21 protein-coding genes, 1 tRNA gene and 1 pseudogene are annotated in these 25,667 nt (G+C 73.7%); 16 read left to right on the top strand and 7 right to left on the bottom strand.

Translation table 11 applies throughout. The features are described from left to right. Positions 1–26: 26 nt before the first annotated feature. Positions 27–809, bottom strand: coding sequence for an ABC transporter ATP-binding protein (locus ACFWWQ_RS27330; protein WP_384601423.1), 783 nt, complete (start codon positions 807–809; stop codon positions 27–29). Between the two features lie 500 nt (positions 810–1,309). On the opposite strand from ACFWWQ_RS27330, the gene ACFWWQ_RS27335 reads away from it, so the two are divergent. From ACFWWQ_RS27335 to ACFWWQ_RS27350, 4 genes and pseudogenes are all read left to right on the top strand, one after another. After that, positions 1,310–1,391: transfer RNA gene (locus tag ACFWWQ_RS27335), tRNA-Leu, on the top strand. A gap of 579 nt (positions 1,392–1,970) precedes the next feature. Further along, positions 1,971–2,183, top strand: a pseudogene (locus ACFWWQ_RS27340) (hypothetical protein); the annotation flags it as partial. 198 nt (positions 2,184–2,381) lie between these two features. Then, complete coding sequence (locus ACFWWQ_RS27345) at positions 2,382–3,209, top strand: Bax inhibitor-1/YccA family protein (protein ID WP_384601473.1); 828 nt, start codon at positions 2,382–2,384, stop codon at positions 3,207–3,209. A gap of 245 nt (positions 3,210–3,454) precedes the next feature. Further along, on the top strand, positions 3,455–3,775 hold the full coding sequence (locus ACFWWQ_RS27350) for a hypothetical protein (protein WP_384601426.1): 321 nt from the start codon (positions 3,455–3,457) through the stop codon (positions 3,773–3,775). Positions 3,776–3,820: 45 nt separating this feature from the next. Here the strand turns inward: ACFWWQ_RS27350 and ACFWWQ_RS27355 are convergent, their stop codons facing one another. The 3 genes from ACFWWQ_RS27355 to ACFWWQ_RS27365 form a co-directional block, all read right to left on the bottom strand. After that, entirely contained in the window at positions 3,821–4,756 is a 936-nt protein-coding gene (locus tag ACFWWQ_RS27355; RefSeq protein ID WP_384601428.1) for a hypothetical protein, read from the bottom strand. 560 nt (positions 4,757–5,316) lie between these two features. Then, the gene (locus ACFWWQ_RS27360; RefSeq protein WP_384601431.1) at positions 5,317–6,537 is read right to left on the bottom strand and encodes an acetyl-CoA C-acetyltransferase; all 1,221 of its coding nucleotides are present in this window, start codon (positions 6,535–6,537) and stop codon (positions 5,317–5,319) included. Positions 6,538–6,757: 220 nt separating this feature from the next. Then, positions 6,758–7,771 carry an SGNH/GDSL hydrolase family protein gene (locus ACFWWQ_RS27365; RefSeq protein ID WP_384601434.1) on the bottom strand — a complete coding sequence of 338 codons (1,014 nt, stop codon included), beginning with the start codon at positions 7,769–7,771 and terminating at the stop codon, positions 6,758–6,760. Between the two features lie 185 nt (positions 7,772–7,956). Here ACFWWQ_RS27365 and ACFWWQ_RS27370 point away from each other — a divergent pair, with 185 nt between their 5' ends. Continuing rightward, complete coding sequence (locus ACFWWQ_RS27370) at positions 7,957–9,342, top strand: cystathionine beta-synthase (protein ID WP_384601437.1); 1,386 nt, start codon at positions 7,957–7,959, stop codon at positions 9,340–9,342. A 177-nt stretch (positions 9,343–9,519) separates the two neighbouring features. Here the strand turns inward: ACFWWQ_RS27370 and ACFWWQ_RS27375 are convergent, their stop codons facing one another. Beyond that, the gene (locus tag ACFWWQ_RS27375; RefSeq protein ID WP_384601476.1) at positions 9,520–10,926 is read right to left on the bottom strand and encodes a purine-cytosine permease family protein; all 1,407 of its coding nucleotides are present in this window, start codon (positions 10,924–10,926) and stop codon (positions 9,520–9,522) included. A gap of 420 nt (positions 10,927–11,346) precedes the next feature. On the opposite strand from ACFWWQ_RS27375, the gene ACFWWQ_RS27380 reads away from it, so the two are divergent. After that, positions 11,347–12,384, top strand: a complete 1,038-nt coding sequence (locus tag ACFWWQ_RS27380; protein ID WP_384601440.1) for a MurR/RpiR family transcriptional regulator — start codon at positions 11,347–11,349, stop codon at positions 12,382–12,384. A gap of 373 nt (positions 12,385–12,757) precedes the next feature. Here the strand turns inward: ACFWWQ_RS27380 and ACFWWQ_RS27385 are convergent, their stop codons facing one another. Beyond that, the gene (locus tag ACFWWQ_RS27385) at positions 12,758–14,119 is read right to left on the bottom strand and encodes a diaminopimelate decarboxylase (protein ID WP_384601443.1); all 1,362 of its coding nucleotides are present in this window, start codon (positions 14,117–14,119) and stop codon (positions 12,758–12,760) included. Between the two features lie 122 nt (positions 14,120–14,241). Between ACFWWQ_RS27385 and ACFWWQ_RS27390 the strand changes: the two genes are divergently transcribed. The 4 genes from ACFWWQ_RS27390 to hutI all read left to right on the top strand — a co-directional run bounded on the left by ACFWWQ_RS27390 (position 14,242) and on the right by hutI (position 18,603). Next, on the top strand, positions 14,242–14,487 hold the full coding sequence (locus ACFWWQ_RS27390) for a hypothetical protein (protein ID WP_384601447.1): 246 nt from the start codon (positions 14,242–14,244) through the stop codon (positions 14,485–14,487). A 251-nt stretch (positions 14,488–14,738) separates the two neighbouring features. Beyond that, a complete protein-coding gene (locus tag ACFWWQ_RS27395; RefSeq protein ID WP_384601450.1) occupies positions 14,739–15,989 on the top strand; it encodes an allantoate amidohydrolase in 1,251 nt (416 codons plus the stop codon). After that, complete coding sequence (locus tag ACFWWQ_RS27400; RefSeq protein ID WP_384601452.1) at positions 15,986–17,398, top strand: formimidoylglutamate deiminase; 1,413 nt, start codon at positions 15,986–15,988, stop codon at positions 17,396–17,398. Before ACFWWQ_RS27395 ends, ACFWWQ_RS27400 begins: the two co-directional genes overlap by 4 nt. Positions 17,399–17,433: 35 nt before the next feature. Continuing rightward, on the top strand, positions 17,434–18,603 hold the full coding sequence (gene hutI, locus ACFWWQ_RS27405) for an imidazolonepropionase (RefSeq protein ID WP_384601455.1): 1,170 nt from the start codon (positions 17,434–17,436) through the stop codon (positions 18,601–18,603). 122 nt (positions 18,604–18,725) lie between these two features. On the opposite strand, the gene ACFWWQ_RS27410 is transcribed toward hutI, so the two are convergent. Next, positions 18,726–19,661, bottom strand: coding sequence for an RNA polymerase sigma factor SigF (locus ACFWWQ_RS27410; protein WP_384601479.1), 936 nt, complete (start codon positions 19,659–19,661; stop codon positions 18,726–18,728). Positions 19,662–19,922: 261 nt separating this feature from the next. Here ACFWWQ_RS27410 and ACFWWQ_RS27415 point away from each other — a divergent pair, with 261 nt between their 5' ends. From ACFWWQ_RS27415 to ACFWWQ_RS27440, 6 genes are all read left to right on the top strand, one after another. Continuing rightward, a complete protein-coding gene (locus ACFWWQ_RS27415; RefSeq protein WP_384601458.1) occupies positions 19,923–20,297 on the top strand; it encodes an STAS domain-containing protein in 375 nt (124 codons plus the stop codon). Between the two features lie 169 nt (positions 20,298–20,466). Beyond that, positions 20,467–20,967 (top strand): ATP-binding protein, encoded by a 501-nt coding sequence (locus ACFWWQ_RS27420; RefSeq protein WP_384601461.1) that lies wholly within the window; start codon positions 20,467–20,469, stop codon positions 20,965–20,967. Positions 20,968–21,237: 270 nt separating this feature from the next. Next, complete coding sequence (locus ACFWWQ_RS27425; protein ID WP_384601464.1) at positions 21,238–21,951, top strand: LPXTG cell wall anchor domain-containing protein; 714 nt, start codon at positions 21,238–21,240, stop codon at positions 21,949–21,951. An 85-nt stretch (positions 21,952–22,036) separates the two neighbouring features. Then, positions 22,037–22,981 (top strand): hypothetical protein, encoded by a 945-nt coding sequence (locus ACFWWQ_RS27430; protein ID WP_384601467.1) that lies wholly within the window; start codon positions 22,037–22,039, stop codon positions 22,979–22,981. Then, positions 22,978–24,069, top strand: a complete 1,092-nt coding sequence (locus tag ACFWWQ_RS27435; RefSeq protein WP_384601470.1) for a hypothetical protein — start codon at positions 22,978–22,980, stop codon at positions 24,067–24,069. The genes ACFWWQ_RS27430 and ACFWWQ_RS27435 overlap by 4 nt, the downstream gene beginning before the upstream one ends. 44 nt (positions 24,070–24,113) lie before the next feature. After that, positions 24,114–25,499 (top strand): hypothetical protein, encoded by a 1,386-nt coding sequence (locus ACFWWQ_RS27440; RefSeq protein ID WP_384601482.1) that lies wholly within the window; start codon positions 24,114–24,116, stop codon positions 25,497–25,499. Positions 25,500–25,667: the final 168 nt, after the last annotated feature.

The following is a 25,667-nucleotide window of genomic DNA, read 5'->3' on the forward strand; positions in this document are numbered from 1 at the left end:
TGGTCCGAAGTGCGGGCGGCGGGGCGTCAGTTGGTACGGCCCTTGGCGTCGAAGCCCTTCATGCGTTCCAGGACCAGGTCGGCGGTGGGGTCGGGCATGTCGTCGACGATGCGGCCGTCGGCGAGGAAGACGACGCGGTCGGCGTAGGAGGCGGCGGCCGGGTCGTGGGTCACCATCACCACGGTCTGGCCCAGCTCACGGACGGAGTTGCGCAGGAAGCCGAGAACCTCGGCGCCGGAGCGGGAGTCGAGGTTGCCGGTCGGCTCGTCCGCGAAGATGATCTCCGGCCGGGAGGCGAGGGCGCGGGCGACGGCGACGCGCTGCTGCTGGCCGCCGGAGAGCTGGCCGGGCCGGTGCTTGAGGCGGCCGCTCAGCCCGACGGTTTCCACGACGCGGTCCAGCCAGGCGCGGTCGGGCTTGCGGCCCGCGATGTCCATCGGGAGGGTGATGTTCTCCAGCGCCGTCAGGGTCGGCAGCAGGTTGAACGCCTGGAAGACGAAGCCGATCTTGTCGCGGCGCAGCTGGGTGAGCTTCTTGTCCTTCAGCCCGGTCAGCTCGGTGTCCCCGATCCGGGCGCTGCCGCCGGAGATCGCGTCCAGCCCCGCCATGCAGTGCATCAGCGTCGACTTGCCGGACCCCGAGGGGCCCATGATCGCGGTGAACTGCGCCTGGTGGAACGTGACGGAGACGGCATCGAGGGCGACCACCCGGGTCTCGCCCTCTCCGTAGACCTTGGTGAGATCCGTCGCGCGGGCGGCCGCCGCGGTGGTGCGGGGGGCGGTGGGGACGCCGGAGGGGATGGTGGTCACGGAAGCGTGCTCCTGTCGAAACGGGGCGGCGGGCGGCCGCGGTCTGGGGACCCTTCCATCGTCGGCCGGGCGACGGACCCGGAACGTCAGCCCGGACGGCCGTCCTGGACCAGCCTTGGGGCGTACCGGGTGCGACGGCTGTCATCCCCGGGGAGGAGGGCGACCCTGAGACAGGCGACCAGCTCCGGGGCGCGAGGGGAGCGCGGGACCGGGCGGGCGGAGGGTGTCCGGCGCGAGGGGATTCATGCCGGAGTGTCGGGTGAGCACATACCGGGGCGGCTTGGCGAGGGGGGACGGCGACTTTCCGTCATTCCGGGCACCGAACGTGTTTCAGGGTGTTACGCCGGAGGTGCGCCGTGGGCATGTGGCAACGGTCCGATCCGGTGGCTGACGCACCCTCAGTTGCCAATAAAATAAGACAACCTCGGGATGAGCGGCCGGGGGCTCGGTGGCCTGCGGGCTACGCTCGTGCTGCCTCTGTGGGGGCATGGGGAGTCCACGCCCGGATGGTGGAATGCAGACACGGCGAGCTTAAACCTCGCTGGCCTTCGGGCCGTGCCGGTTCAAGTCCGGCTCCGGGCACTTCCGGCAATCGGCCGCCCGTTCCGAAGGGTTTTCCCGGACCTTGCGCCGCACCGCGCACACCCTGACGTATCCCGCTCACGCCCCCGCTCCGGCGGGGTGCGCCCGTCGCCCTCTTCCGCGGCGTTCTGCCTGCCCGGGCGGTCGATGCGCGGCACGGGGCGGTCCGCCCGCCGGGCGCGTCGCCCTCACTCGGCCGGGCAGGCCGGACGGGATCCCCGGGGGAATGCGGCGGGTGATTGCGGGGCGCTCCCTCCCTTCCCGTCGGCCTTTTCGTCACCGTACGAATCCGTAGGGTCACGCGACGCCGCGAAGGCTTTTCTCCGTACCGCGATCCGCCCCGGAATACGGGCCGGAGGGTGTCGGTGGGTGATTTCCCGGGCGCGTTCCGTGGTATTTCGCATTCGCTCGTTCCGGGGAATTCGCCGTCCCGCCGACCGGTTTTCGTACCCCTGGTGAAGAGCTGTGCCGCGCGCCTGGCCGCACACTGGCCGAGGAGGGCGCGGACGACGCGACGCTCGAAGCGCTGGATACGCCACGGGCGGCGGCGTGCCCGACCTGCCCGGTCCTCAGGGCGAGGTGCTGTTCGCCGCCGAGGTCGTTCTGGTCGCCGGGGACCCGAAGGCGTTCGGTCTGCTGCGGGACCCTCTGGAGCCGCTGTCGGCGCGGTGGGTGAAGGTGGGCGGCGGCCGCACCGACGCCCAGGCCCGCGCGGCGCTGCGCGAGGCGACCGACGCCGCGCTCCACGAGATTTCGGCCGAGTCCCACCGCGACGCCTTGCGGCAACTGGAGGAGGCGCTCGCCGGCGGGCGGGCCCTCCAGGGCACCCCGGCGGTGCCGGGCACGATCGCGGGGAGCCGTTCGTACTCCTCGTGGTGTAGACGCGCCCCGGCGGACGGGGGGAAATCGTGCTCAGGAAGTAGCCCCGCGTCTTTGCCAAGCTATTACTCTTGTGGCGAGGTCGCGCAGGGCGGCCATGGAGGAGTGAGGATGAGGAGCAGCAACCCGGTCTTCTCGCGACGGGGGTTCAGCCGCGACACCGGCTACGCGGGCTTCAACACGCCGCCGCAGGCCGGGGGCGTCGGAGCCGACCCGTACGCCGGGGCCAACCCGTACGCGCAGACCGCCACCCAGGCGCCGCAGTACACGCCGCAGACCCGCCCGATGACGATGGACGACGTCGTCATGCGCACGGCGTTCACCCTCGGCACGGTCATCGTCGGTGCCGTCGTCGGCTGGCTGTATCTGACGGAGCAGCTCGGCTTCGCGATCGGCGCCGGTATCGCCGCGATGGTGCTGGGCTTCGTCCAGTCCTTCAAGCGCAAGCCGTCGCCGCCGCTGATCCTGGCGTACGCGGCGCTGGAGGGCGTCTTCCTCGGCGCGCTCAGCGGGAACCTCAACAGCCTGCCGAACATGAACGGCGCGCCGATGCAGGCGGTGCTGGGCACGATGGCGGTCTTCGTCACGATGCTCATCGCCTACAAGACGCGCATCGTGCGGGTCACCGCCCGCTTCACCCGCTTCCTGATGATCGCGACCATGGGCTTCGTGCTGCTGTCGCTGGTCAACGTCCTGTTCATGGTGTTCGGCGGCGGTGACGGCCTCGGCTTCCGCAGCGGCGGCCTCGGCATCGTCTTCGGTCTGGTCGGCGTCGTCCTCGGCGCGCTGTTCCTGGCGCTGGACTTCAAGCAGGTCGAGGACGGCATCGCCTACGGCGCGCCGCGCGAGGAGTCCTGGCTGGCGGCGTTCGGCCTGACCCTGACCCTGGTGTGGATCTACATGGAGATGCTGCGGCTGATCTCGATCCTGCGCGACTGACGCGACGTCATCCCGCCGCCCGGCGCGTACGCCGGACCGCGCCAACCGAAGCCCCGTGGGTATCCGCCCGCGGGGCTTCGGCGTTCCCCGGGGGCGGCGGGACCCGGGCGGTACGGCGGGACGGCCACCGGGCGCGGCACGCCACCCGCCGTACCGCCCCCGCCCCCGTCGGCCGTCCCGCCGTCCCGCCGGACCGCCCCCGACGGGCGTGCGCGCCGCCGTGCGCTGTCGCATAGGCTCGCGCCGTGCCTGACGTAACGCCTTTGGTCCACGCCGTGGACGCCTTCGCCGACCGCCTCCGCTCGCTGCCGCAGGGCACCCTGCGCCGGGGCGCGGCCGCCGACGCGCTTGCCCTGGCGAGGGAGCTGACCGCCCGCGCCCAGCGCCTGGAGCGCCCGGACCGCGAGCCGTACGTGCTGCCCGATGCGGGGCTGTTCGCGGTCGGCGACCAGCTCGCCGTCGCCGGGCACGACCTCGCCGAGGCCCTGCGGAATGCGGAAACGGCCTCCGCCGGGGATGTGGCGGAGGCCGTGGCGCGGGTCGGGGAGACGGCGCGGCGCTGGTAGCGCGGGCCGTGGCGGCGGAACCTGGGGTGCGCCGCCGACGGCGGGTCAGAGCGAGGCGATGACGCGGTCGGCCAGGATGTAGACGCTCTCCTGCCGGGCCTCGCCCCAGGCGAACGTCAGGGCGTACGCACCGGCGATGGCGGAACCGCCCAGCAGCACGGGCGTGTGACCGTCCCGCAGCGCCTCGGCGACGCTCTCGGACGTCTCGCGGTGGCCTGGCGTCAGACAGAGGGTGATGCCGTCGGTGAAGACATAGACGTCGAGGGTGCCCAGCGGGCCCGGGCGGACGTCGGCCAGCGGCACGCTCCGCTCGGCCAGCTCCTCCAGCCGCGCCATCGTGCGCTCGTGGTCGGTGACCGCCGCGACCGGCGTGAAGTCCGGGTGCGAGGGGTGCCGGCGACGGGCCGCGGCCAGCTCGGCCGACTCGCCCTCCTCCGCCAGTTCCCACTCGGCGGCCCGCAGTGCGTCGGACGACTCCAGGGCGGGTTCCGGTGCGGCGAACGGCTCCAGCGCGTCCGGGCCCAGCAGTGGCTCCAGGCCGGCCAGGTCCGCCTGGCGCGGCAGGAACGGCCGGGCGTCGAAGCGGTCGGCGTCCGGCGGATCGCGGGGGTCCAGCAGGCTCTCGTCGCCGATGCCGGGCACCCCGCCCAGCAGCGACGGCGCGTCCGCGGCGTCCCTGGCCTCCTGTGCGGCCCAGAACGCCCGCGCCTCGGCCAGCTCCCGCTCCCGCTCCTCGGCGAGGGCGTCGGCGACCGCCGCGCGTATGTCCGCCAGCGGCGTCGCGTCGGCAGACGTCTGCCGGGCGGCCGGGATCGCGCAGACCGCGTCGGCGCGGGCGGAGAGGGTCTCGCGGGTGGTCACCAGCTCCGTACGCACCTCGGTGAGCTGACGACGCAGCCCCCGGACGGCGTGCAGCGCCGCGGCGCCCACTGCCACGGCGCTCGCCGCGGCCAGGAGCAGGACGAGGTTCATGACGCTCATGCGCCCTCCCCACGTCGCTCCGCGGCCCCGGCCCCGCCGGGCACGCGCCTGTCGACGGCCCGGCCCCGGCCGACGGCCGCGGAGGCGTCCTTGCCTGGTTCGCTGCGCTCGCTCACTGGTGTACTCCCCATAGCAGAAGGTCTTTCGACTTCTACCTCAGCCTGCCGGTCGGCGGCGACCGGTCCCAGTGTGCTTTGTCCCGAAATGGTGGAGGCTTGGGGCCTCGTATGAACGAGTGACCCCTGGCTGACCTGCAAAAACCCTTCTCCGGCGGGGCGTTGGTCACAATCCTGGCGGCGATTGGGTCGCGATCTTGTCACCGGGTGACCCACCTCACGCCCGCTTGCCGAGCGTGCCCGTACGGCGACGAAGGGTGCGCGGGAACGGGGAGTTGACCTCCCGTTTTCCCGCGCACCCTCCGCTGCGGCTACAGCTCAGCCGCTCGCGTTCAAGGCCGCGCTCGGCTCAGCCGCTCGCGTTCATGGTCGCGTTCCGCTTCGCTTCCGCTGCGGGCAGGTGCCGCCCTCCTCCGTCGGGCGACCCCTACCCTCCGCTCCAGCTCAGCTCAGCCGCTCGATGACCATCGCCATGCCTTGGCCGCCGCCCACGCACATCGTCTCCAGGCCGAACTGCTTGTCGTGCCACTGGAGGGAGTTGATCAGGGTGGTGGTGATGCGGGCGCCGGTCATGCCGAAGGGGTGGCCGACGGCGATGGCGCCGCCGTTGACGTTCAGCTTGTCCAGCGGGATGTCCAGGTCCCGGTAGCTCGGGATGACCTGCGCGGCGAACGCCTCGTTGATCTCGACCAGGTCGATGTCGGACATCGACAGACCGGCCCGCCGTAGCGCCTGCTTGCTGGCCTCGACCGGGCCGTAGCCCATGATCTCGGGGGAGAGGCCGGAGACGCCGGTGGAGACGATCCGGGCCAGCGGGGTCAGGCCCAGCTCGCGCGCCTTGGTGTCGGACATGATCACCAGTGCCGCGGCGCCGTCGTTCAGCGGGCAGCAGTTGCCCGCGGTGACCAGCCCGTCGGGGCGGAACACCGGCTTGAGGCCCTGTACGCCCTCCAGCGTGACGCCCGCCCGCGGGCCGTCGTCCTGCGAGACGACCGTGCCGTCCGGCAGCGTGACCGGCGTGATCTCCCGCTCCCAGAAACCGGCCGCGATGGCCTTCTCGGCGAGGTTCTGCGACCGTACGCCGAACTCGTCCATGTCCTGGCGGGTGACGCCCTTCAGCCGGGCGAGGTTCTCCGCCGTCTGCCCCATCGCGAGGTACGCGTCGGGGACCAGGCCGTCCTCGCGCGGGTCGTGCCAGCCCGCGCCCTCCTGCTCCGCGCGGGCCGCGGTGCGCGCCTCGGCGTCGGCGAACAGCGGGTTGTGGGTGCCGGGCATGCCGTCCGAGCTGCCGTTCACCGACCGCGAGACGGTCTCGACGCCCGCCGAGATGAAGACGTCGCCCTCGCCCGCCTTGATCGCGTGCAGCGCCATCCGGGAGGTCTGGAGCGACGAGGAGCAGTAGCGGGTGATCGTGCAGCCCGGCAGGTGGTCCATGCCCATCTGCACCGCGACGATGCGGCCGAGGTTGTGGCCCTGCTCGCCGCCGGGCAGCCCGCAGCCGAGCATCAGGTCGTCGATGTCCTTGGGGTCCAGCTCGGGCACCTTGGCCAGCGCGGCCTCGATGATCTTCGCGGTCAGATCGTCCGGGCGCAGCTCCTTGAGCGAGCCCTTGAAGGCGCGGCCGATCGGGGAGCGGGCGGCTGAGACGATGACGGCTTCGGGCATCACGGCTCCATGGGGTCGTAAGTTGCGGCGGCGCGAGACCCGGTGGCCTCGTCGGGCGCGGGCGGGGACTGTCAGGGAAGTTACCGGTACGTACCGCGGAGGTCACGGGGTGCGCGCTGTGATGCGGGACTCTTTTCTAAGCGGATGCTTATGCGGGTGCGGGTGCGGGTGCGGGTGCGGGTGCGGGTGCGGCTGCGGGCCCGCCGCCTGCGGCGCCCCGTCACTGCGCCACCGGTGGCCGGTCCGTCTCCTCCGGGGCCGGGATGCGGCGGCGCCTGCGGTGCTTGAGGAGGGCCCAGGGGGCGCGGGCCGAGGTGACCTCCGTACCGGCCTCGGACGCCGCCTCCACCGCCGCCTGCTCGACCGGCAGCACGCCCTCGTACCGGGCGGGCTCGGGGTGCTCGCCCTCCGGCCACACGCCCAGGGACGCGCAGAGCGTCGGCAGTACCGCCATCGCGGCGGTGGCGTAGCCCTCCGCCGACGGGTGGTAGTTGTCCGGGCCGAACAGCTCCCGCGGCCGGGCCTCGAACTCCGGGCCCAGCAGATCGCCGAGCGAGACCGTCCGGCCGCCGTTCTCCACCACGCCGATGGTCTGCGCCGCCGCCAGCTGCCGCGACAGCCGCCGGGCCACCCAGCGCAGCGGCTGGTAGACCGGCTCGATGGTGCCCATGTCCGGGCAGGTGCCGACGACGACCTCGCTCCCGGCCGCCCGCAGCCTGCGGACCGCGTCCGACAGCAGGCGTACGGAGCGGGCCGGCGGCATCCGGTGGGTGACGTCGTTCGCGCCGATCATGATCACGCAGACGTCCGGGACCGGCGCGCCGTCCGCCAGCAGCAGGTCGACCTGGCGCTCCAGGTCGTCGGACTGTGCCCCGGGCAGCGCGACGTTGTGGAAGTCGACCGGCAGCTCCGACAGCGCGGCGAGGCCGGAGGCGAGGAGCGCGCCCGGCGTCTCGCGGGCCCGGCGCACGCCCTGGCCCGCCGCGGTGGAGTCGCCGAGGAAGCCGAGCCGCAGCGGCGGCCGGTCGGTGCCGTGGCCGAACGCGGCGCCGTAGCGGCCGTCGGCGCACGGCGGGATGTCGCCGGAGCCGCCGACCGTACGGCGCGCCAGTCGCATCTCGGTCAGCAGCACCCCGGCGGCGGCCACCCCGAGCAGGCCGACCCCGCCGCCGCCGTACGCCGCGGCGGCGGCGATCCGCCGGGCCACCCTCGCCCTGGACAACGTCATCGGCATAGGCCGGGCACCTCCCCGTGCAGTGCGTCGGCGCGCTCCGTACCGGATCGGCGCGCGCCGGGAACTCGTACAACAGGTTGTTGCCCCGTAGCGCACCGAACGCAACGCGGCGGCCCCGGAGGCGGGCGGGCAATAGGCTGATGTGATGGGCACAGGACAGCGTGCCCCCGACCGCGGAGACCACCGTGCAGTTTTACGAATCGATGATTGAGCTCGTCGGCAACACCCCGCTCGTGCGGCTCAACCACGTCACCCAAGGGATCCAGGCGACCGTCCTGGCCAAGGTCGAGTACTTCAATCCCGGAGGCTCGGTCAAGGACCGGATCGCGGTGCGGATGATCGAGGCCGCCGAGGAGTCGGGCGCGTTGCAGCCGGGCGGCACCATCGTCGAGCCGACGTCCGGCAACACCGGCGTGGGGCTGGCGATCGTGGCCCAGCAGAAGGGCTACAAGTGCATCTTCGTCTGCCCCGACAAGGTCTCGACGGACAAGATCAATGTGCTGCGGGCGTACGGCGCCGAGGTCGTGGTCTGCCCGACCGCCGTTGACCCCGAGCACCCCGACTCGTACTACAACGTCTCCGACCGGCTGGTGCGGGAGACGCCCGGCGCCTGGAAGCCGGACCAGTACAGCAACCCGAACAACCCGCGCTCGCACTACGAGACGACCGGCCCGGAGCTGTGGGAGCAGACCGACGGGAAGATCACCCACTTCGTGGCGGGCGTCGGCACCGGCGGCACGATCAGCGGCACCGGCCGCTATCTGAAGGACGCCAGCGACGGCCGGGTGAAGGTCGTCGGCGCCGACCCGGAGGGCTCCGTCTACAGCGGCGGCTCCGGGCGGCCGTATCTGATCGAGGGCGTCGGTGAGGACTTCTGGCCGACCGCGTACGACCGGACCGTCGCCGACGAGATCGTCGCGGTGTCGGACAAGGACGCCTTCCAGATGACCCGGCGGCTGGCCAAGGAGGAGGGGCTGCTGGTCGGCGGCTCCTGTGGGATGGCCGTGGTGGCCGCCCTGGAGGTCGCCTCCCGGCTCGGTCCCGACGACGTGGTGGTCGTCCTGCTGCCGGACAGCGGCCGCGGCTACCTCTCGAAGATCTTCAACGACGAGTGGATGGCCGACTACGGCTTCCTGGAGGAGGGCGGCGCCGCCGCGGTCAGCGAGGTGCTGGCCCACAAGGAGGGCGCGCTGCCGTCGCTGGTGCACATGCACCCGGAGGAGACCGTCGGCCAGGCGATCGAGGTGCTGCGTGAGTACGGCGTCTCCCAGATGCCGATCGTCAAGCCGGGCGCCGGGCATCCGGACGTGATGGCCGCCGAGGTCGTCGGCTCCGTCGTCGAGCGGGAACTGCTCGACGCCCTCTTCGCCCAGCGCGCCTCGCTGTCGGACCCGCTGGAGAAGCACATGTCGGCGCCGCTGCCGCAGGTCGGCTCCGGCGAGCAGGTCGGCGACCTGATGGCCGTCCTGGAGGGCGCGGACGCGGCCATCGTCCTGGTCGAGGGCAAGCCGAAGGGCGTCGTCAGCCGGCAGGACCTGCTGGCGTACCTGGCGCGTGAGGCCGGGAAGTGACGGTGGCCCCGGGGTGAGGCCGCGGGCGGACGGCCGGTGCGCGTGGGGCCGGTCGGCGGCCCGGGGCCGGCCGGCGGCCCGGGGCCGGCCGGCGGTGGCGCGCTCCGGGCCGGCCGGCGGCCCGGCCGGTACGTGGCGTGGCCGTGGGTGCCCGGCCGGTGCCCGTCCCCACGCCCCTCACTCCGCCGTGGCCGGAGCCGGTTCCTCCGCGGGGGCCGGGGCCACGATCCGTTCCGTGTCGCGCCGGGCGAGGACCCCGTACAGCACGGCGGGCACCAGCAGGCCGACGATCCAGGAGAGATCGGCGCCGCCGAGCGGGCCGACCAGCGGGCCGGTGTAGAACGCGGTGGTCAGGAACGGAAGTTGGGCCAGGACGCCGACCGCGTAGACCGTGAGCGCCGTGCCGTTCCACGCGCCGTAGCGGCCGCGCGGGTCGGTGAGCGCGGGGATGTCGTACCGCTCCTTGGAGATCAGGTAGTAGTCGACGAGGTTGATCGCCGACCACGGCGTGAAGAACGTCAGCAGGAACAGCAGGAAGTCCTTGAACGCGGCGAGGAAGGAGTCCTTGCCCAGCAGCGCCACGACGGTGCCCGCCACCATGATCCCGGAGATGTACGCGGTGCGGGCGCGCGGCGACAGGGTGCGGCTGCCGCGGAAGCCGCTGACGCCGGTCACCAGCGACATGAAGCCGCCGTAGGTGTTGAGGATGTTGATGGTGAGCTTGCCGAGCGCGATGACGAAGTAGAGCAGCGACGCGATCAGCCCGGTACCGCCGAGGCCCACGATGTACGTCACCTCGTGCCCGACGAACGCGGCGGGCGCGGCGGCGGCCGCCAGCGCACCGAACGTCATCGACCACTGCGAGCCGAGCACCGAACCGGACAGCGTCCACCAGAACGTCGCCCGGGCCGAGGTGTGGCGCGGCAGATAGCGCGAGTAGTCGGCGACGTACGGGCCGAACGCCAGCTGCCAGGAGGCCGAGAGGGAGGCGGCCAGCAGGAAGACGGGCAGCCCGAAGCCGTGCGGGTGCAGCAGTGCGCCCAGGTCGGCCTGGTGGAGGAGGCGGGCGCCGAGGTAGACGAAGGCGAGCGCGCACACCAGCCCGGCGACCTTGCCGAGGAGATGGATCAGGCGGTAGCCGACGGCCGTGGCGACGCCCGTGACCAGGGCGAACAGGATGATCCCGGTGGTGTCGCCGAGGTGCGTCAGCTCCCCGACGGCCTGCCCGGCCAGCACCGTGCCGCTGGCGAAGAAGCCGATGTACATCACGATGACCAGCGCCAGCGGGACGACGGCACCGCGCACCCCGAACTGCGCCCGCGAGGTGATCATCTGCGGCAGCCCGAGCCGGGGGCCCTGCGCGGAGTGCAGCGCCATCACGGCCCCGCCGAGCAGGTTGCCGACCAGCAGTCCGGCCAGGGCCCAGAAGGGCGACGCGCCGAAGACGACGGCCAGCGCCCCGGTGACCACCGCGGTGATCTGCAGGTTGGCGCCCAGCCAGAGCGTGAACTGGCTGAAAGCACTGCCGTGCCGTTCCTCGTCCGGCACGACGTCGATCGAGCGTTTCTCCACCACACCGGCCATGGACGCCACCTCCCTGTATGAATCCATTCAGAATTAGGGTGGAGTGAATGGGACGTCAATAGGTGGGGGTGGGGCGTCTGTGAAGGAGGAGGCGGGCAGGGCGCCGATTCGGTGCGGTCCGGTGCGGTCCGGTCCGGTGTGCGGCCTGGCGCGTGGAGCCGTTCTGTTCGGTTCCGGTCCGGTGCGGTCCGATGCGGGGGGCGGCCCGGTGGTGCGTCCAGGTGGATGCGGTCGTGGGGACGTACGGCCGTGAGTGTGTGCGTACGGGGCGAGGCGGGCGTGCGGCGAGGCGTACGGGGCGTCGCGGCGCCCGATTTTCCGTAGAGTCGATCGGTAGACGACAAGGCCCCCGACGGGGCCGGGAGATGGCCCCCGACCGGGCCGGGAGATGGCCCCCGACCGGGCCGGGAGGAAGAGGCGATGAGCGGGGACGGGGACAACGGCGGCGGTGCGGCCGGGGTGACGGGGGCGATCGAGGTGACCGGTGTGGCCGGTGCGACCAGTGCGACTGGTGTGGCCGGTGTGGCTGGTGTGGTCAAGGCGGCCGAGGCTCCGGGCGGCGATGCGGCGGCCGAGGCTCCGGGCGGCGATGCGGCGGCCGAGGCTCCGGTGGGCGGCGCGGCGGGTGGTGATGCGGCGGCCGCGCGGTTGCAGCGGCTCTTCGAGGGGCGGCGGCTGACGCCCACTCAGCGGCGTATCGCGCACTGCATGGTGCGCCGCGCCGCCGACGCGCCGTTCCTCTCCAGCGTCGAACTCGCCGAACTCGCCGGGGTCAGCCAGCCCTCCGTGACCCGCTTCGCCGTCGCCCTCGGTTTCGACGGCTACCCGGCGCTCCGCCGCCATCTGCGCGACACCGCCCCGACCGGGCCGGACACCCTCGCCGCGGCCAACGAGTACCAGCAGGCGGTCCAGGCGGAGATCGACAACCTCCGCCACCTCGCGGCCGTCCTCGCCGACCCGGAACCGGTCGTACGGGCGGGCCGGCTGTTCGCCGCGTCCCGGCCGCTGCCCGTCCTCGGGCTCCGCGCGGCCACCGCCCAGGCCGCCGGATTCGTCTACTTCGCCCGCAAGGTGCACCCGGACGTCCGCCTCCTCGACGAGGGCGGTTCCCTCCTCGCCGACCGCATCGATGCCGCGGTGCGCGCCGGGGCGAGCGCCCTCCTCTGCTTCGCGCTGCCGCGCCATCCGCGCGAGGTCGTCGAGGCGCTGGAGTACGCCCGCGCCGTCGGGCTGACCGTCGTCACCGTCGCCGACAGCGCCTTCGCCCCCGTCGCCCGCCACACCGACCTGCTGCTGCCCGCCCCCGTCGGCACCGGCCTGGCCTTCGACACGGTGTGCGCCCCGATGCTCCTGGGCCGCGTCCTGCTGGAGGCGATGTGCGACGCCCTGCCCGACGCCCAGGCCCGCCTGGAGGAGTTCGACGCCAAGGCGGCGGCCCGGGGGTTGTTCGTGGACTGAGGGGCCCAGACCTGGCGCCGGTCCCACCGCTGGTGGCTGCTGCTCGCCTTCCTGGCTGCCGTCGGCTCGTCGTTCGCCCTGCCCGCGGCCGGTGGCCTGCTGATGTCCGGCGCCGCGCTCGGGCCCCGGGCCGCCGAGCGGGATCGGGATCGGCTCGGCGTTGGCGGGGCGGATGGGGTGGCGCGGGGTGGGGCGCTCCGCGTACCCGGTGGCGCTGCCTGGTGCGCGGCCGGGCCGGTGTGGCCCGGTCCGGGGCGCTGCGATCGGTCCGGCCCGGTCAGGTGCGGCCCGCGCAGCCACAGCCTGGCGGCGTGGTCCGGCCGGCCCGGCTCGCCCGACTCGGCTCGCCCGCCTCGGCCCGGCCGAGGCCCCTTCACCGCAGCGTGCGCAACTCCTCCCCGTGTCCGCCGCCGCTCTCCGCCGTCAGCTCCTCCAGCGTCTGCGGCGTACGGACGGTCGCGAAGCGGACCGCGCCCGACGGGTCCGCCGTGTAGCCGTAAACCCCGGGCCGGGGCAGTGAGTTGTAGGCGAAGTGGGTGGAGAAGTAGTACGCGCCGGTGTCCAGCAGGGCGGCGTGATCGCCGGACTCCAGGAGGGGCAACGGGCGGTTCTCGGCGACCAGATCGCCCGCGAAACAGCACGGCCCGGCGACGTCCTGGGCGACCGGCGGCCCCTCCTTGGGGAGCCCCCGCGCGTCGTACGCGGCGACCCGGAGCGGCCAGGCGTCCGGGACGAACACCGTCCGGGTGGCGACCTGCGCTCCCGCGTGGGTGACCGCGATCGGCCGCCCGCCTGCCGACTTCGCGTACTCCACCCGCGCCACGACCGTGCCGTGCTTGGCCAGCAGTGACCGGCCGAACTCGGTCACCAGCCCGTACCGCCCCCGGAACAGCCCCGGCACCCGCTCCCGCAGCACCTCCACATACTCCCGGTACGTGGGCGTGACCCGGTCCGAGGAGAAGTTCACCGGTAGCCCGCCGCCGATGTCGAGGGTGTCGATCTGCGTCCGCCCCGCCCGCGCGTTGACCTCCTCGGCGAGGTCGAACAGGGCCCGCACCCCGTCGGCCATCAGCGGCAACGCCATGCCCTGCGAACCGACATGACCGTGCAGCCGGGTCAGCCACGGGCGGTCCAGGTAGGCCCGCACCACCCACTCGCGGGCTCCTTCGTCCCGCAGCGCCACCCCGAACTTGGAGGTGTCGGTGGCGGTGCTCATCGCGCCGATGCTGCCGCCGCCGAGCTGCGGATTGACCCGCAGCCCCAGCGGGGCGCCGGTCGGTGCCGACCCCACCAGGGCATCGACGCGGGCCAGCTCCTCCGGATTGTCGATGTTGACCGCGATCCCCAGTGCCAGGGCCTCCCGCAGCTCGGCGGGGGTCTTGGCGGGCGAGTCCAGCACCGTGCACCGCACCGGGACGTGTGCCGCGCGGGCCAGCGCCAGCTCCCCGGGGCTGGCCACCTCGCAGCCCAGCCCCTCGTCGGCGAGCAGCCGCAGCACGGGCACCAGAGACGCCGCCTTCACCGCGAACGCGTGCAGGACGGGAACCCCGGCGTCGGTGAACTCGGCGAAAGCGGAACGGAGCTCGGCCGCCGAACGCCGCACCCCCGCGACATCCAGCAGCCCGGCGACGGGCGCGGCGGGGCTCACGAGCCCCCGCTCGACGGCTGCCCGTACGGCACGGTCCCGGTCCGTGAGGCCCGGAACGGTCGGAGAACCAGTGGTGAGGCCAGTCATATCGCCACTCCATCATCGTCATGCCGTACGGCGCCACAGGTGTCCGGGGACCGGTCACCGAGCTGTTACGCGACCCCGGCGCCGCTCGGCTCCGGGCGAGGGCGCCCGAGAGCAGCAGGGTGGTGAACGACATCACCGCACCGGCCAGTCCGGAGACGGCCGACCGCCAGGTGTGGCGCGAGCGGTGCAGCCGGACCCGCGCGCGGCGGGCGGCGAAGGTGATCAGTGTGCCCAGCAGGACGACGTACGCCACGGTCAGCAGCCAGCAGGACGACGTACGCCACGGTCAGCAGCCAGAAGATCCAGTCCGGGGGGGGGGCAGGCCCCAGCTGGCGACGAAGATCCACATGGGTGCGGCGGTGGTGTAGGTCGTGGCGGCCTCGCCGGACGCGTAGCGCTCCAAAGTCAAGCAGCGCTCCAAAGTCAAAAGGGGGGTGAATCTTCGCGTGAGCCCGGTTCGGTCGCGGGCGCCGCCGTCCCCTTCGTGCTGTTGACTAGCCATATTCAGCGAAGCCAATATGTGAATATCCCGATCCAATCGATGCCGGGAGGCACCCGTGCCAGGACCTCGCCCCGTACCGCGTGAAGGCGCCGCCGACCCCACGACGGGAGTGCGCGCATGACCGGTCAGACCGCGTCGTTCCACACCATGTGGCGGGAGCTGCGGCCCCTCGGCCGCGACGCCTCCTCCGGCGGCTACCGCCGCCACGCCTGGACCGCCGCCGACGTCGACTGCCGCGCGTGGTTCCGCGCCCAGGCCGAGTCCCGCGGCCTCGCCTACGAACTGGACCGCAACGGCAACCAGTGGGCCTGGCTCGGCGTCCGCTCGTACACCGAGGTCGCCCCCGGCGCGGCCGTCGTCACCGGCTCCCACCTGGACTCCGTGCCGGACGGCGGCGCCTTCGACGGCCCGCTGGGCGTCGTCTCCTCCTTCGCCGCACTCGATGAACTCCGCCGCAGGGGAGCGGAGTTCACCGCGCCGCTGGCTCTCGTCAACTTCGGCGACGAGGAAGGCGCCCGCTTCGGGCTCGCCTGCGTCGGCTCCCGGCTCAGCGCCGGTGCCCTGACGCCCGAGGACGCCCGCGAACTGCGCGATGCCGACGGGATCACCCTGCCGCAGGCGATGGAGCGCGCCGGATACGACCCCGACGCGATCGGCCCCGACCGCGACCGGCTGGCGCGGATCGGCGCGTTCGTGGAGCTGCACATCGAGCAGGGCCGCGCCCTCGACCTGACCGGCGACCCGGTCGGCATCGCCTCCGCCATCTGGCCGCACGGCCGCTGGCGGTTCGACTTCCACGGCGAGGCCAACCACGCGGGCACCACCCGCCTGGAGGACCGCCGCGACCCCATGCTCAGCTACGCCCGGACCGTCCTCGCCGCGCGGGAGGCCGCCCGGACCGCGGGCGCCCTGGCCACCTTCGGGAAGATCAGTGTCGAACCGAACGGCGTCAACGCGATCCCCTCGCTCGTCCGCGGCTGGCTCGACTCCCGCGCCGCCGACCAGGACGTCCTGGACACCGTCGTGAAGGAGATCGAACGCGCCGCCGAGGAGAGCGCCGCCCGGGACGGCGTCGACCTGCGCGTCGTCCGCGAATCCTTCACCCCCGTCGTGGAATTCGGGCACGCCCTCCGCGACGAGCTGGGCACCCTGCTCGCCCGCTCCGGCGGTGGGCGCCCCGTACCCGTCCTCGGCACCGGCGCCGGACACGACGCCGGCATCCTCTCCGCGACGGTCCCGACCGCCATGCTGTTCGTACGCAACCCGACCGGCGTCTCGCACTCGCCCGCCGAAACCGCGGCCGAGGACGACTGCGTCGCCGGGGTCACCGCACTCGCCGACGTACTGGAAGGTCTCGCGTGCACATGACGCCGCAGGACACGACGCCGCACGGAACGGCGCCACGGGACGCGACCCCCGGACGCCCCTCGCCGCAGGGCGCGACGGTCTACTGGCTGGAACACGCCTGGCTTGGCACCCACACCGAGCCCGGCGTGACCGTCGAGACCGCGCAGGGGCGGATCACGGCCGTCCGTACCGGCACCGCCACTCCGCCGCCCGGTGCGGTCGCCCTGCGCGGGCTGACGCTGCCGGGCCTGGCCAACGCCCACTCGCACGCCTTCCACCGGGCGCTGCGCTCCACCGTGCAGGTGGGCTCCGGCACCTTCTGGACCTGGCGCGAGGTCATGTACGACACCGCGGCCCGCCTCGACCCGGACAGCTACCACGCCCTCGCGCGGGCCGTCTACGCCGAGATGGCGCTCGCCGGAATCACCTGCGTCGGCGAGTTCCACTACCTTCACCACCGGCCCGGCGGCGGCGCCTACGCCAACCCCAACGCCATGGGAGAGGCGCTGATCGCGGCCGCCGCCGACGCCGGTATCCGCATCACCCTCCTCGACACCGCCTATCTCTCCGCGGGCTTCGGCACCCCGCCCGCCCCGCACCAGCAGCGCTTCTCCGACGGCACCGCCGACGCCTGGGCCGAGCGCGCCGCCGCCCTCAGGGGCGACGGGCACGCCCGCATCGGCGCGGCGATCCACTCCGTACGCGCCGTGCCCGCCGCGCAGTTGGGCACCGTCGCCGACTGGGCCCGCGAGCGCGGCGCCCCGCTGCACGTCCATCTCTCCGAGCAGACCGCGGAGAACGACGCCTGCCACGAGGCGCACGGCTGCACGCCCACCCGCCTCCTCGCCGACCACGGCGTCCTCGGCCGCGCCACCACCGCGGTGCACGCCACCCACCTCACCCCGGAGGACATCGGCCTGCTCGGCGGCGCCGGGACCGGCGTGTGCATGTGCCCGACCACCGAACGCGACCTCGCCGACGGCATCGGCCCCGCCGCCCGCCTCCAGCAGAGCGGCAGCCCGCTCTCCCTCGGCAGCGACAGCCACGCCGTCATCGACCTGCTCGAAGAGGCCCGCGCCATGGAGCTGAACGAGCGGCTGCGCACCCGCGCCCGCGGCCACTGGACCGCCGCGGCGCTGCTGCGCGCCGCCACCGCCGACGGGCACGCCGCCCTCGGCTGGGACGACGCGGGCACCCTGACCACCGGCGCTCTCGCGGACTTCACCACGATCGCGCTGGACTCCGTACGGACCGCGGGCCCGCTGCCCCGGCTCGCCGCGGAGACCGCGGTATTCGCCGCGACGGCGGCCGACGTACGGCACACCGTCGTCGGCGGCCGGCAGATCGTCCGCGACGGCGTGCACACGCTGGTACCGGACGCCCCCACCGAACTCGCCGCGGCCGTCGCCGCCGTGCGCACGAGCGACTGACGCGCCCCCAGCGGACGAAGGAGAACACCACCGCGATGACCACCACCGCACTGACCCATCTCACCCAGCTCGTCACCAACGACCCCTCCCTCGGCGAAGGCCCCCTCGGTCTGATCCAGGACGCGGCCGTCGTCATCGACGGCGACCGCATCGCCTGGGTCGGTCCGTCCAGCAAAACACCCGCCACTGACAACGCCGTCGACGCGGGCGGCCGCTCCGCGCTGCCCGGCTTCGTCGACTCCCACTCCCACCTGGTGTTCGGCGGCGACCGCACCCAGGAGTTCAACGCCCGGATGTCGGGCCGCGCCTACGAGGCGGGCGGCATCCGCACCACCGTCGCCGCCACCCGCGCCGCCACCGACGAACAGCTCTCCGCCAACGTCGCCCACTACCTGGCCGAGGCGCTGCGCCAGGGCACCACCACCTTCGAGACCAAGTCGGGCTACGGCCTGACCGTCGAGGACGAGGCCCGCGCGCTGCGCATCGCCGGGGAGCACACCGACGAGGTCACCTACCTCGGCGCGCACATCGTCTCGCCCGACTACGCCGACGACCCGGCCGGCTACGTCGACCTCGTCACCGGCCCGATGCTGGACGCCTGCGCCCCGCACGCCCGGTGGATCGACGTCTTCTGCGAGAAGGGCGCCTTCGACGGCGACCAGGCCCGCGCGATCCTCACCGCGGGCAAGCGGCGCGGTCTGCTGCCCCGTATCCACGCCAACCAGCTGTCCTACGGGCCCGGCGTGCAGCTCGGCGTGGAGCTGGACGCGGCCTCCGCCGACCACTGCACCCACCTCACCGACGCCGACGTCGACGCGCTCGCCAACTCCGCCACCGTCGCGACGCTGCTGCCCGGCGCGGAGTTCTCCACCCGCGCCGCCTGGCCCGACGCGCGCCGCCTCCTGGACGCCGGGGTGACCGTCGCGCTCTCCACCGACTGCAACCCCGGCTCGTCCTTCACCTCGTCGATGCCGTTCTGCATCGCCCTCGCCGTACGGGACATGCGGATGACGCCGGACGAGGCGGTGTGGGCCGCGACGGCGGGCGGCGCGCGGGCGCTGCGCCGTGACGACGTGGGCCGGATCGCCCCCGGCGCGCGCGCCGACCTCACGCTGCTGGACGCCCCCTCCCACGTCCACCTCGCCTACCGGCCCGGCGTCCCGCTGGTGTCGGGCGTCTGGCGCAAGGGCGTCCGGGTGGCCTGAGACAGCGGTAGAGGGGCCCTGGGGCTCCGGATACGAAGGAGGGCCCGCCCCGAGTCACCCGGGGCAGGCCCTCCTTCGCGCGGGCGGACACCGGCCGGTGGACCGGTGGCGACCGCGGAATCTCACTCGTCGATCATCAGACCCTTGCGCAACCGCACCAGGGTGCGCGAGAGCAGCCGGGAGACGTGCATCTGGGAGATGCCCAACTCCTCGCCGATCTCGGACTGGGTCATGTTGGCGACGAAGCGGAGCGACAGGATCTTCCGGTCGCGCGGCGGGAGTTCGGCGATCAGCGGCTTGAGGGATTCGACGTACTCGATGCCTTCGAGCTCGTGGTCCTCGTAGCCGATGCGGTCCGCCAGCGCGCCTTCACTGTCGTCCTCCTCGGGCTGGGCGTCGAGCGAACTCGCGGTGTACGCGTTGCTCGCCGCCATGCCTTCCACGACCTCGTCCCGGGAGATACCGAGGCGTTCGGCAAGTTCGCCGACCGTGGGTGCACGGTCCAGCTTCTGCGCCAGTTCGTCACCGGCCTTGGCGAGGTCGAGGCGGAGTTCCTGCAGCCGCCGCGGCACGCGCACCGACCAGCTGGTGTCGCGGAAGAAACGCTTGATCTCGCCGACGATCGTCGGCATCGCGAACGTCGGGAACTCGACGCCGCGGCTCAGTTCGAAACGGTCGATCGCCTTGATCAGGCCGATCGTGCCGACCTGGACGATGTCCTCCATCGGTTCACTGCGGGAACGGAACCGGGAGGCGGCGAACTTGACCAGCGCGAGATTGAGTTCGACCAGGGTGTTACGGACGTAGGAGAATTCGTGAGTGCCTTCTTCGAGGGATTCGAGCCGCTCGAAGAGGGTTTTGGACAAGGCCCTCGCATCGACCGGACCCACCTCGTCGAACGGCGGGATCTCGGGCAGCCCCTCGATTTCGGGCACGGCCGCCAATTCGGGTTCGGCGGCCGACTGGGAAGGGATCTGCCCGGTCGGGTCGGACGGGGGTGTCGACGAGGTGTGCTGCCGGGTGTCGTCGGTGCGCATTTCGTCGAGCCGGGGTGACATGGTCTCCTCCATCGTTCTCGGCATATGGCTGCCGATGCCTCTACGTGAAGCTGCGGTGTGCGGCGCCTCCGAAGCCGGCCGTGGCGAATGTGTCTGCATCTACGCCTACCTGGCTTTGCCGGAAGATGGCAAGTGTGCGATGCCCGTATTTGGCGTTATATGCGGATTGTTCAGTTACCCCTGTGTGAAGCGAAGGCGTAGGGTTCGATTGAGCGCAGTCATAGGCAAACCACGTCGAGACAGCAAGAGGGGTGCGCGCGCATGGACCGCGGGACGGTCGGCAGTGCGAGCCGGGGCCGGCTTCATGTCGCGATCCGGCATCACGGCGTCAGCGCGGTCGTGACGGCGGCGGGTGAGCTGGATCACCACACCGCCGATCTGTTGCGTGACGCGTTGGAGGGGTGTGTGGCAGAGGGGCACGCCCGCCTTGTGGTTGACTGCGCGCCCCTGGAATTCATGGACTCCACCGGACTCAACGTCCTGCTCGGGGCCCGGCTGAAGGCGGAGGCCGTGGGGGGCGGGGTCCATCTCGTCGCGATGCAGCCCGTGGTGGCCCGCGTATTCGAGATCACCGGCGCGGAGGCGGTTTTCACGGTGCACGACTCACTCGACGCGGCGCTGGCCGACGAGAGGTGACGGAGGATGCTCCGGAGGATGGCATTCCGGGCACGTAGTCCGCGTCACATCTTCCGTGCCCAAGAAGTGGGTGTTCTCACGGTCCGGTCGGGCAGGAGACATCTGAATCCGTTGAATCTGTCAGTTATCCGTTTTCCGTGAAAAGGCGAATCGGTGAGGTGAAGCGCTGATGAGCACCACCCGGCCGTACCCGCCGGGCGACCTCGGCCCGGAACCGGGCAGCGCCGGTGCTTCCGCCGCCGCTCCGGCCGCCGCCCCGGTCGGCCAGGTCCGCAGGCTGCGCCTGAGCGGCACCCGGGGAGCCGTTGCGCGCGCCCGGGACTTCGCCCGTGAGGCCCTTCAGGACTGGGGCTGGCTGCCGGCCGCCACCGCGGACCAGCGCGCGGCCGCCGAGGACGTCCTGCTGGTCGTCTCCGAGCTGGTCACCAACGCCTGCCTGCACGCCGAGGGCCCCGAGGAGTTGCGGCTGCGCTGCACTGCCAAGGTGCTGCGCCTGGAGGTCGGCGACCTCGGTACCGGATCGCCCGCGCCGCGCACCCCGCACCGCGCCGGACGTCCGGGCGGACACGGCATGTTCATCGTGCAGCGGCTCTGCCTGGACTGGGGCGTCGTCCGCAACGCCGACGGCGCCGGGAAGACCGTCTGGGCCGAACTGGCCGCTCCTTCCTGAGCGGTGACGGGCGGCACGCGCCGCCTGCGGCCCGGCGCCGGCCGGGATATGAGGGCGTGGACCGGAGGGTCCGCGCCCTCCGTGCGTTCCGCCCCGATCCGCCCCGCGCAGTGCCTTCCCCCTTCGCGGTCCCCGGCGTACCTTGAGCCACCCATCTGATGCGCCGTCAGCAAAAGGGGCGGCGCCCAGGGACGGTACGGGGCCCGCCGCCGGGCTCGCGGTCCGCACGGGCCCCACCGCACCCCTGGACTCGGGAGAAGGGAACGAGAGGTGGCCCGCTTCCACGCATCGCCCATCCGCCGCCCCCGCCGCGCGGCCCGGCCCGTCGTCGCCGTGGCGCTGACCGGAGCGGCGGTGCTGCTGTCCGCACCGGCCGCGCACGCCGAGGTCGTCGACGTCAACTACCAGTGCAAAACACCGATCGGCAACAAGGGCGCCGTCTCGCCCATCGACATCAAGGGCACCCCGAGCGGCGGCGGGTACCGGCTGGTGATGTCGTTCCAGAAGGGCGTCTCGTCCAGCCCCGTCGAGCTGGGCAAGGGCGCCATGAAGCCGTCCGCCGTCATCGAGCTGGGTGGCGCGGACAGCGGGACGGTGCCGGTGTCCGGCCCGCCCAACGACCAGGCGATCCCCGCCAACACCCCGATCAGGATCAGTGACTTGAGCGGGACGTACACCCCCAAGGCGAGCGGCAAGGTGACGTTCACGGCGGGCGAGCTCACCATCAAGGCCCTCGGCACCACGACCACCTGCACCCCCGACAACAGCCCCAAGCCGTCGCTCACCCTGGACGCCAAGGGCGGTTCCGGCGCGTCGGGCGGCGCGTCCGGCGGTTCCCCGGGCGGTGGCGCGTCCGGCTCCGGCGGGCAGCTGCCGCAGACCGGACCCGCCGACTCCGCCGTCGCCCTCGGCACCTTCGGCGGCACCGTGCTGCTCGCCGGGGCGGCCGGGGCCCTCTGGCTCGGCCGCCGCCGCTCCGCCTGACCTGGGCGGACGGCACCGCACCTCCCCGGGGCGCGCCCGCACCGCGCCGCCCCTTCCGTACGCGTACGAGTACCAGGAGCAGCCGATGCCGTTCCGTACCCGCGGTGTGTCCGTGGCACTCGCGACGGTCGCCACGCTGGCGTGCTGGCCTCCGGGCGCCGCGGTGGCCGACGCCCGGCCCGGCTGGGCGGCCGCGCCCGCGCCCGGTGCCGGGAGCCGCCCGACCGGCGCCGGGAGCCGCCCGACCGGCGCCGACCGGCCGTTCTTCTACCTGGAGGGCGCGCCCGGCACCGTCCTGACCGACCGGCTCGCGGTGACCAACCCGGCCGGGCACCCCGTCACCGTCCGGCTGCGCGGCGCCCCGGCCGAGGGCGGTACGGACGCCTCCGCCTGGCTCGCGCCCGCCGTGGCGCGGGTGCGCGTCCCGGCGCGGACCCGGGCGGCGGTGCCGTTCACGGTCACCGTGCCCCGGGACGCCGCACCAGGGGAGCGCGCTGCCGCCCTGCGCGCCGACGGCCCCGGGGGCGGGCGGACCATCCCCGTCCATCTGCGGGTGACCGGCCCCGCGCTCGCCGCGCTGACCGTCGAGGACGTCGCCGTCGCCCGGCGCGGCGGCGCTGCGGAGATCCGGTACACGCTGGTGAACCGCGGCACCACGGTGCTCCGGCCCCGGCTCGCGGTACGCGCCGACGGCCTCCTCGGGACCGCGCTGCGGCGCCCGGCCCGCGCGTTGCCGCTCGCGCTCGCCCCCGGACAGCGCGTCCGGCGCACCGAGACCTGGTCCGATCCGCCCGTCCTGGACGCCGTCGACGTCACCCTCACCGTCACCGCGGCCGGGGGCGCGCACGCCGCCGCGCGCGCCGGGTACGCACCCCTCTCCCGGGGCGCGCTCGGCGCGGGGGCGCTCGCCGTCGCCGCGGGCGCGGGCGGCGCACTGTGGCGACGGCGACGGCGGGCAGGACGTACTGCGTCCCAGGAACAACCCGCCCCCGCCGCAAGGGAGTTGATACGTGTGGGAGACCGACCGTGACGCGCGCAGCGGCGCGGGCCCGGCTGCGCCGCGCGGCCGCCGCCGTTCTCGTCCTGGGCGCGGTGCTGCTGCCGTACGCGCCGCCCGCGGCCGCCGCGCCGCCCGGGGGAGCCCCCACGGCAGAGGTCGGCACCGAACAGGCCGGGACCGGCGGCACGGTGACCGTCTCCGGGCGCGGCTGGCGGCCCAAGGCGCTGCTCACCCTGCTGATCTGCGGCCAGAACATGATCGGCGGCACCAACTCCTGCGCCAACGGCGACGGGCGGGCGGTCACCACCGACGGCCGGGGCGCGTTCCGTACCGCGCTGCCGGTGGCCGAGCCGCCCGAGCCCTGTCCCTGTGTGGTGCATGTGGCGACCGTGACCGGCCCGGCGGCCGCCGACGACGTCCCGTTCGCGGTGGCCGGGCACCCCGTCGCCCCGCTGCCGAAGCAGGAGACCGGCGCCCGCCTCGCCGTCGTCTCCGCACCCGAACTGACCGGCGGTGACAACCTGCTGACCTGGTTCGGCGCGCCGCCGCGGCGGCGGCTGACCTTCACGGTGGGCAACACCGGGCCGGTCCCGGCGAAGAACCCGGTCTTCCGGGTGGGCGCCGCGCACGGCGTGTTCGCGCCCCAGTGGGAGGACCGGCAGTGGCGCGGCACCGTGCCCGCCGGGAAGAAGGCCCGCATCGCCCTGGACGTGGAGCTGGCGGCCGGCGCCTACGGCGACTACCAGGTCTCCGCGACGTACGGCGGCAAGCTTCTGGTCGAGCAGCCGTGGGGCGTCGGGCGGCCCTGGGGCGTGACGCTGTTCTGGGCGCTGCTCTGCCTGGTGGTGCCCGCCGCCGTCTTCCGCCTCGGCATGGCCGTCGTCGACCGCGTACGCCCACGGACCGCACCCATGCCGCGCGCCGCCGCGCCCGCCCATGGGGCCGCCGGGCCCCGGGCGCCGGGCCGGTGGCGGGCGCGCCTGCGCACCCTGCGTGGCGGCGCGGACGGGGGGACCGCACCGGCGGACCGCCCCACCGCGCTGCCCTGGTACACCCCGGACACCGCACCGTCCGCGACCACATCCACCGCACCACCGACAGGGGAAGGGTCATCGTGATGAGGCAACGGAGGAGAGTAGGGGTGGCCGCCGGGGCCGCGCTGATGCTCGCGGGCGCGGGGCTGGTGGCCGCGGCCCCGACCGCGCGGGCGGCGGACGCCGCGTACCGGACGGAGTGCACCCCGCCACCGATCTCGGGGCTGCCGCCGGTCGAGGGCACCACCACGGTGGCGCTGAGCGCACCGGCGACCGCGAAGGTCGGCGACGAGATCGAAGTGGTGTGGAAGACGGTCACCGCCGCTTCGAAGAACCCGGACATCCTCGACCTGGACAAGGACACCGTGCAGCCCTCCGGCGTGGTGCAGTTGGCCGGGGCGCAGGCGGGTGAGCTGGCGATGAAGGGGCCGCGGAGCAATCCGCCGATCCCGAAGAACAGCCCGATGGTGCTGTCGGACATGACGGGCACGCTGAGGCTGGAGAAGCCGGGGGAGGTGACGCTGACCCCCGGCGCGTACACGATCAACGTCAACAAGCCGATCTCCACGGACACCAAGTGCGTCCCGAAGGAGGAGGTGAAACCGGCCGTCACGATCAAGGTGACCGACGGCTCGGGCGGCACGACCGGCGGCGACTCCGGTGGGACGGCCGCGGGCGGCGCCTCGTCCGGCGGCTCCGGCTCCGGTGGCGCGTCGTCCGGAGGTACGTCCACGGGCGGCACGGACGGCGGGACCGCCACCGGAGGCTCCGATTCCGGCGGCAGCGGCGGCAGCACGGGCGGCAGCGGCGGCACGGGTGGCTCGGGCAGCTCGGGTGGCTCCGGTGGCGAACCCGACGGCACCGCGCACCAGGGAAAGCCGGTGCAGGTCCCGTACGCCTGCAAGACGCCGATCGGGGACAAGAAGGCCACCTCGCCGGTGCGGATCGACGCGGTGGCGAAGGGCGGCGGCTACGGCCTGACGGTGAAGTTCAGCAAGTCCGTGATGGACAGCCCCGCGGACATCCCCAAGGGCTCGGTCAAACCGTCGATGGCGGTCGCGCTGGGCGGCGCGGACAAGGGCACCGTCACGGTCGAGGGCCCGGCGAACGCCGCACCCATCAAGTCCGGGCAGCCCATCGAGATCCCCGACCTCAAGGGCACCTACACCCCGGGCGCCACCGGCCGTACGACGCTGACCCCTGGCGTCCTGACCGTCAACGCCCTGGGGACCACCACCACCTGCACCCCGGAGAAGGACCCGGGCGCCTCCCTGACGCTCGACACCGCGGCCCGGCCCGGCGGCGCCTCCGGCGGCACGGCCGGAACGGCGGGCGGGGCGTCCGGCTCCGCGGCCGGCGGCGCGGACGCGGCGGGCGGCGCCGCGGGCGGTCTCGCCGACACCGGCGCGAGCGACCACGGCGGCCTCAACGCCCTCGGCCTCTTCGCCGGGACCGTGCTGCTGCTCGGCGGGGCACTGCTGCTCGGCACCCCGTGGCGCCGGGCCCGCCGCTGACCGGCGCCGCGCGGCCCGGCCACGTACGAGCGGGTCACGGCCGGTCACGACGTACGGCCCGGCCACCGCACGCACGAGGGCCCGGCCACCGCACGCACGAGGGCCCGGCCATCGCACGCACGAGGGCCCCGCCCACCGAACGTGGTGTGCCGGGCCCGCCGGGCGGGT

It is taken from the genome of Streptomyces sp. NPDC059080 (genome assembly GCF_042739975.1).
Lineage (GTDB): Bacteria > Actinomycetota > Actinomycetes > Streptomycetales > Streptomycetaceae > Streptomyces > Streptomyces benahoarensis.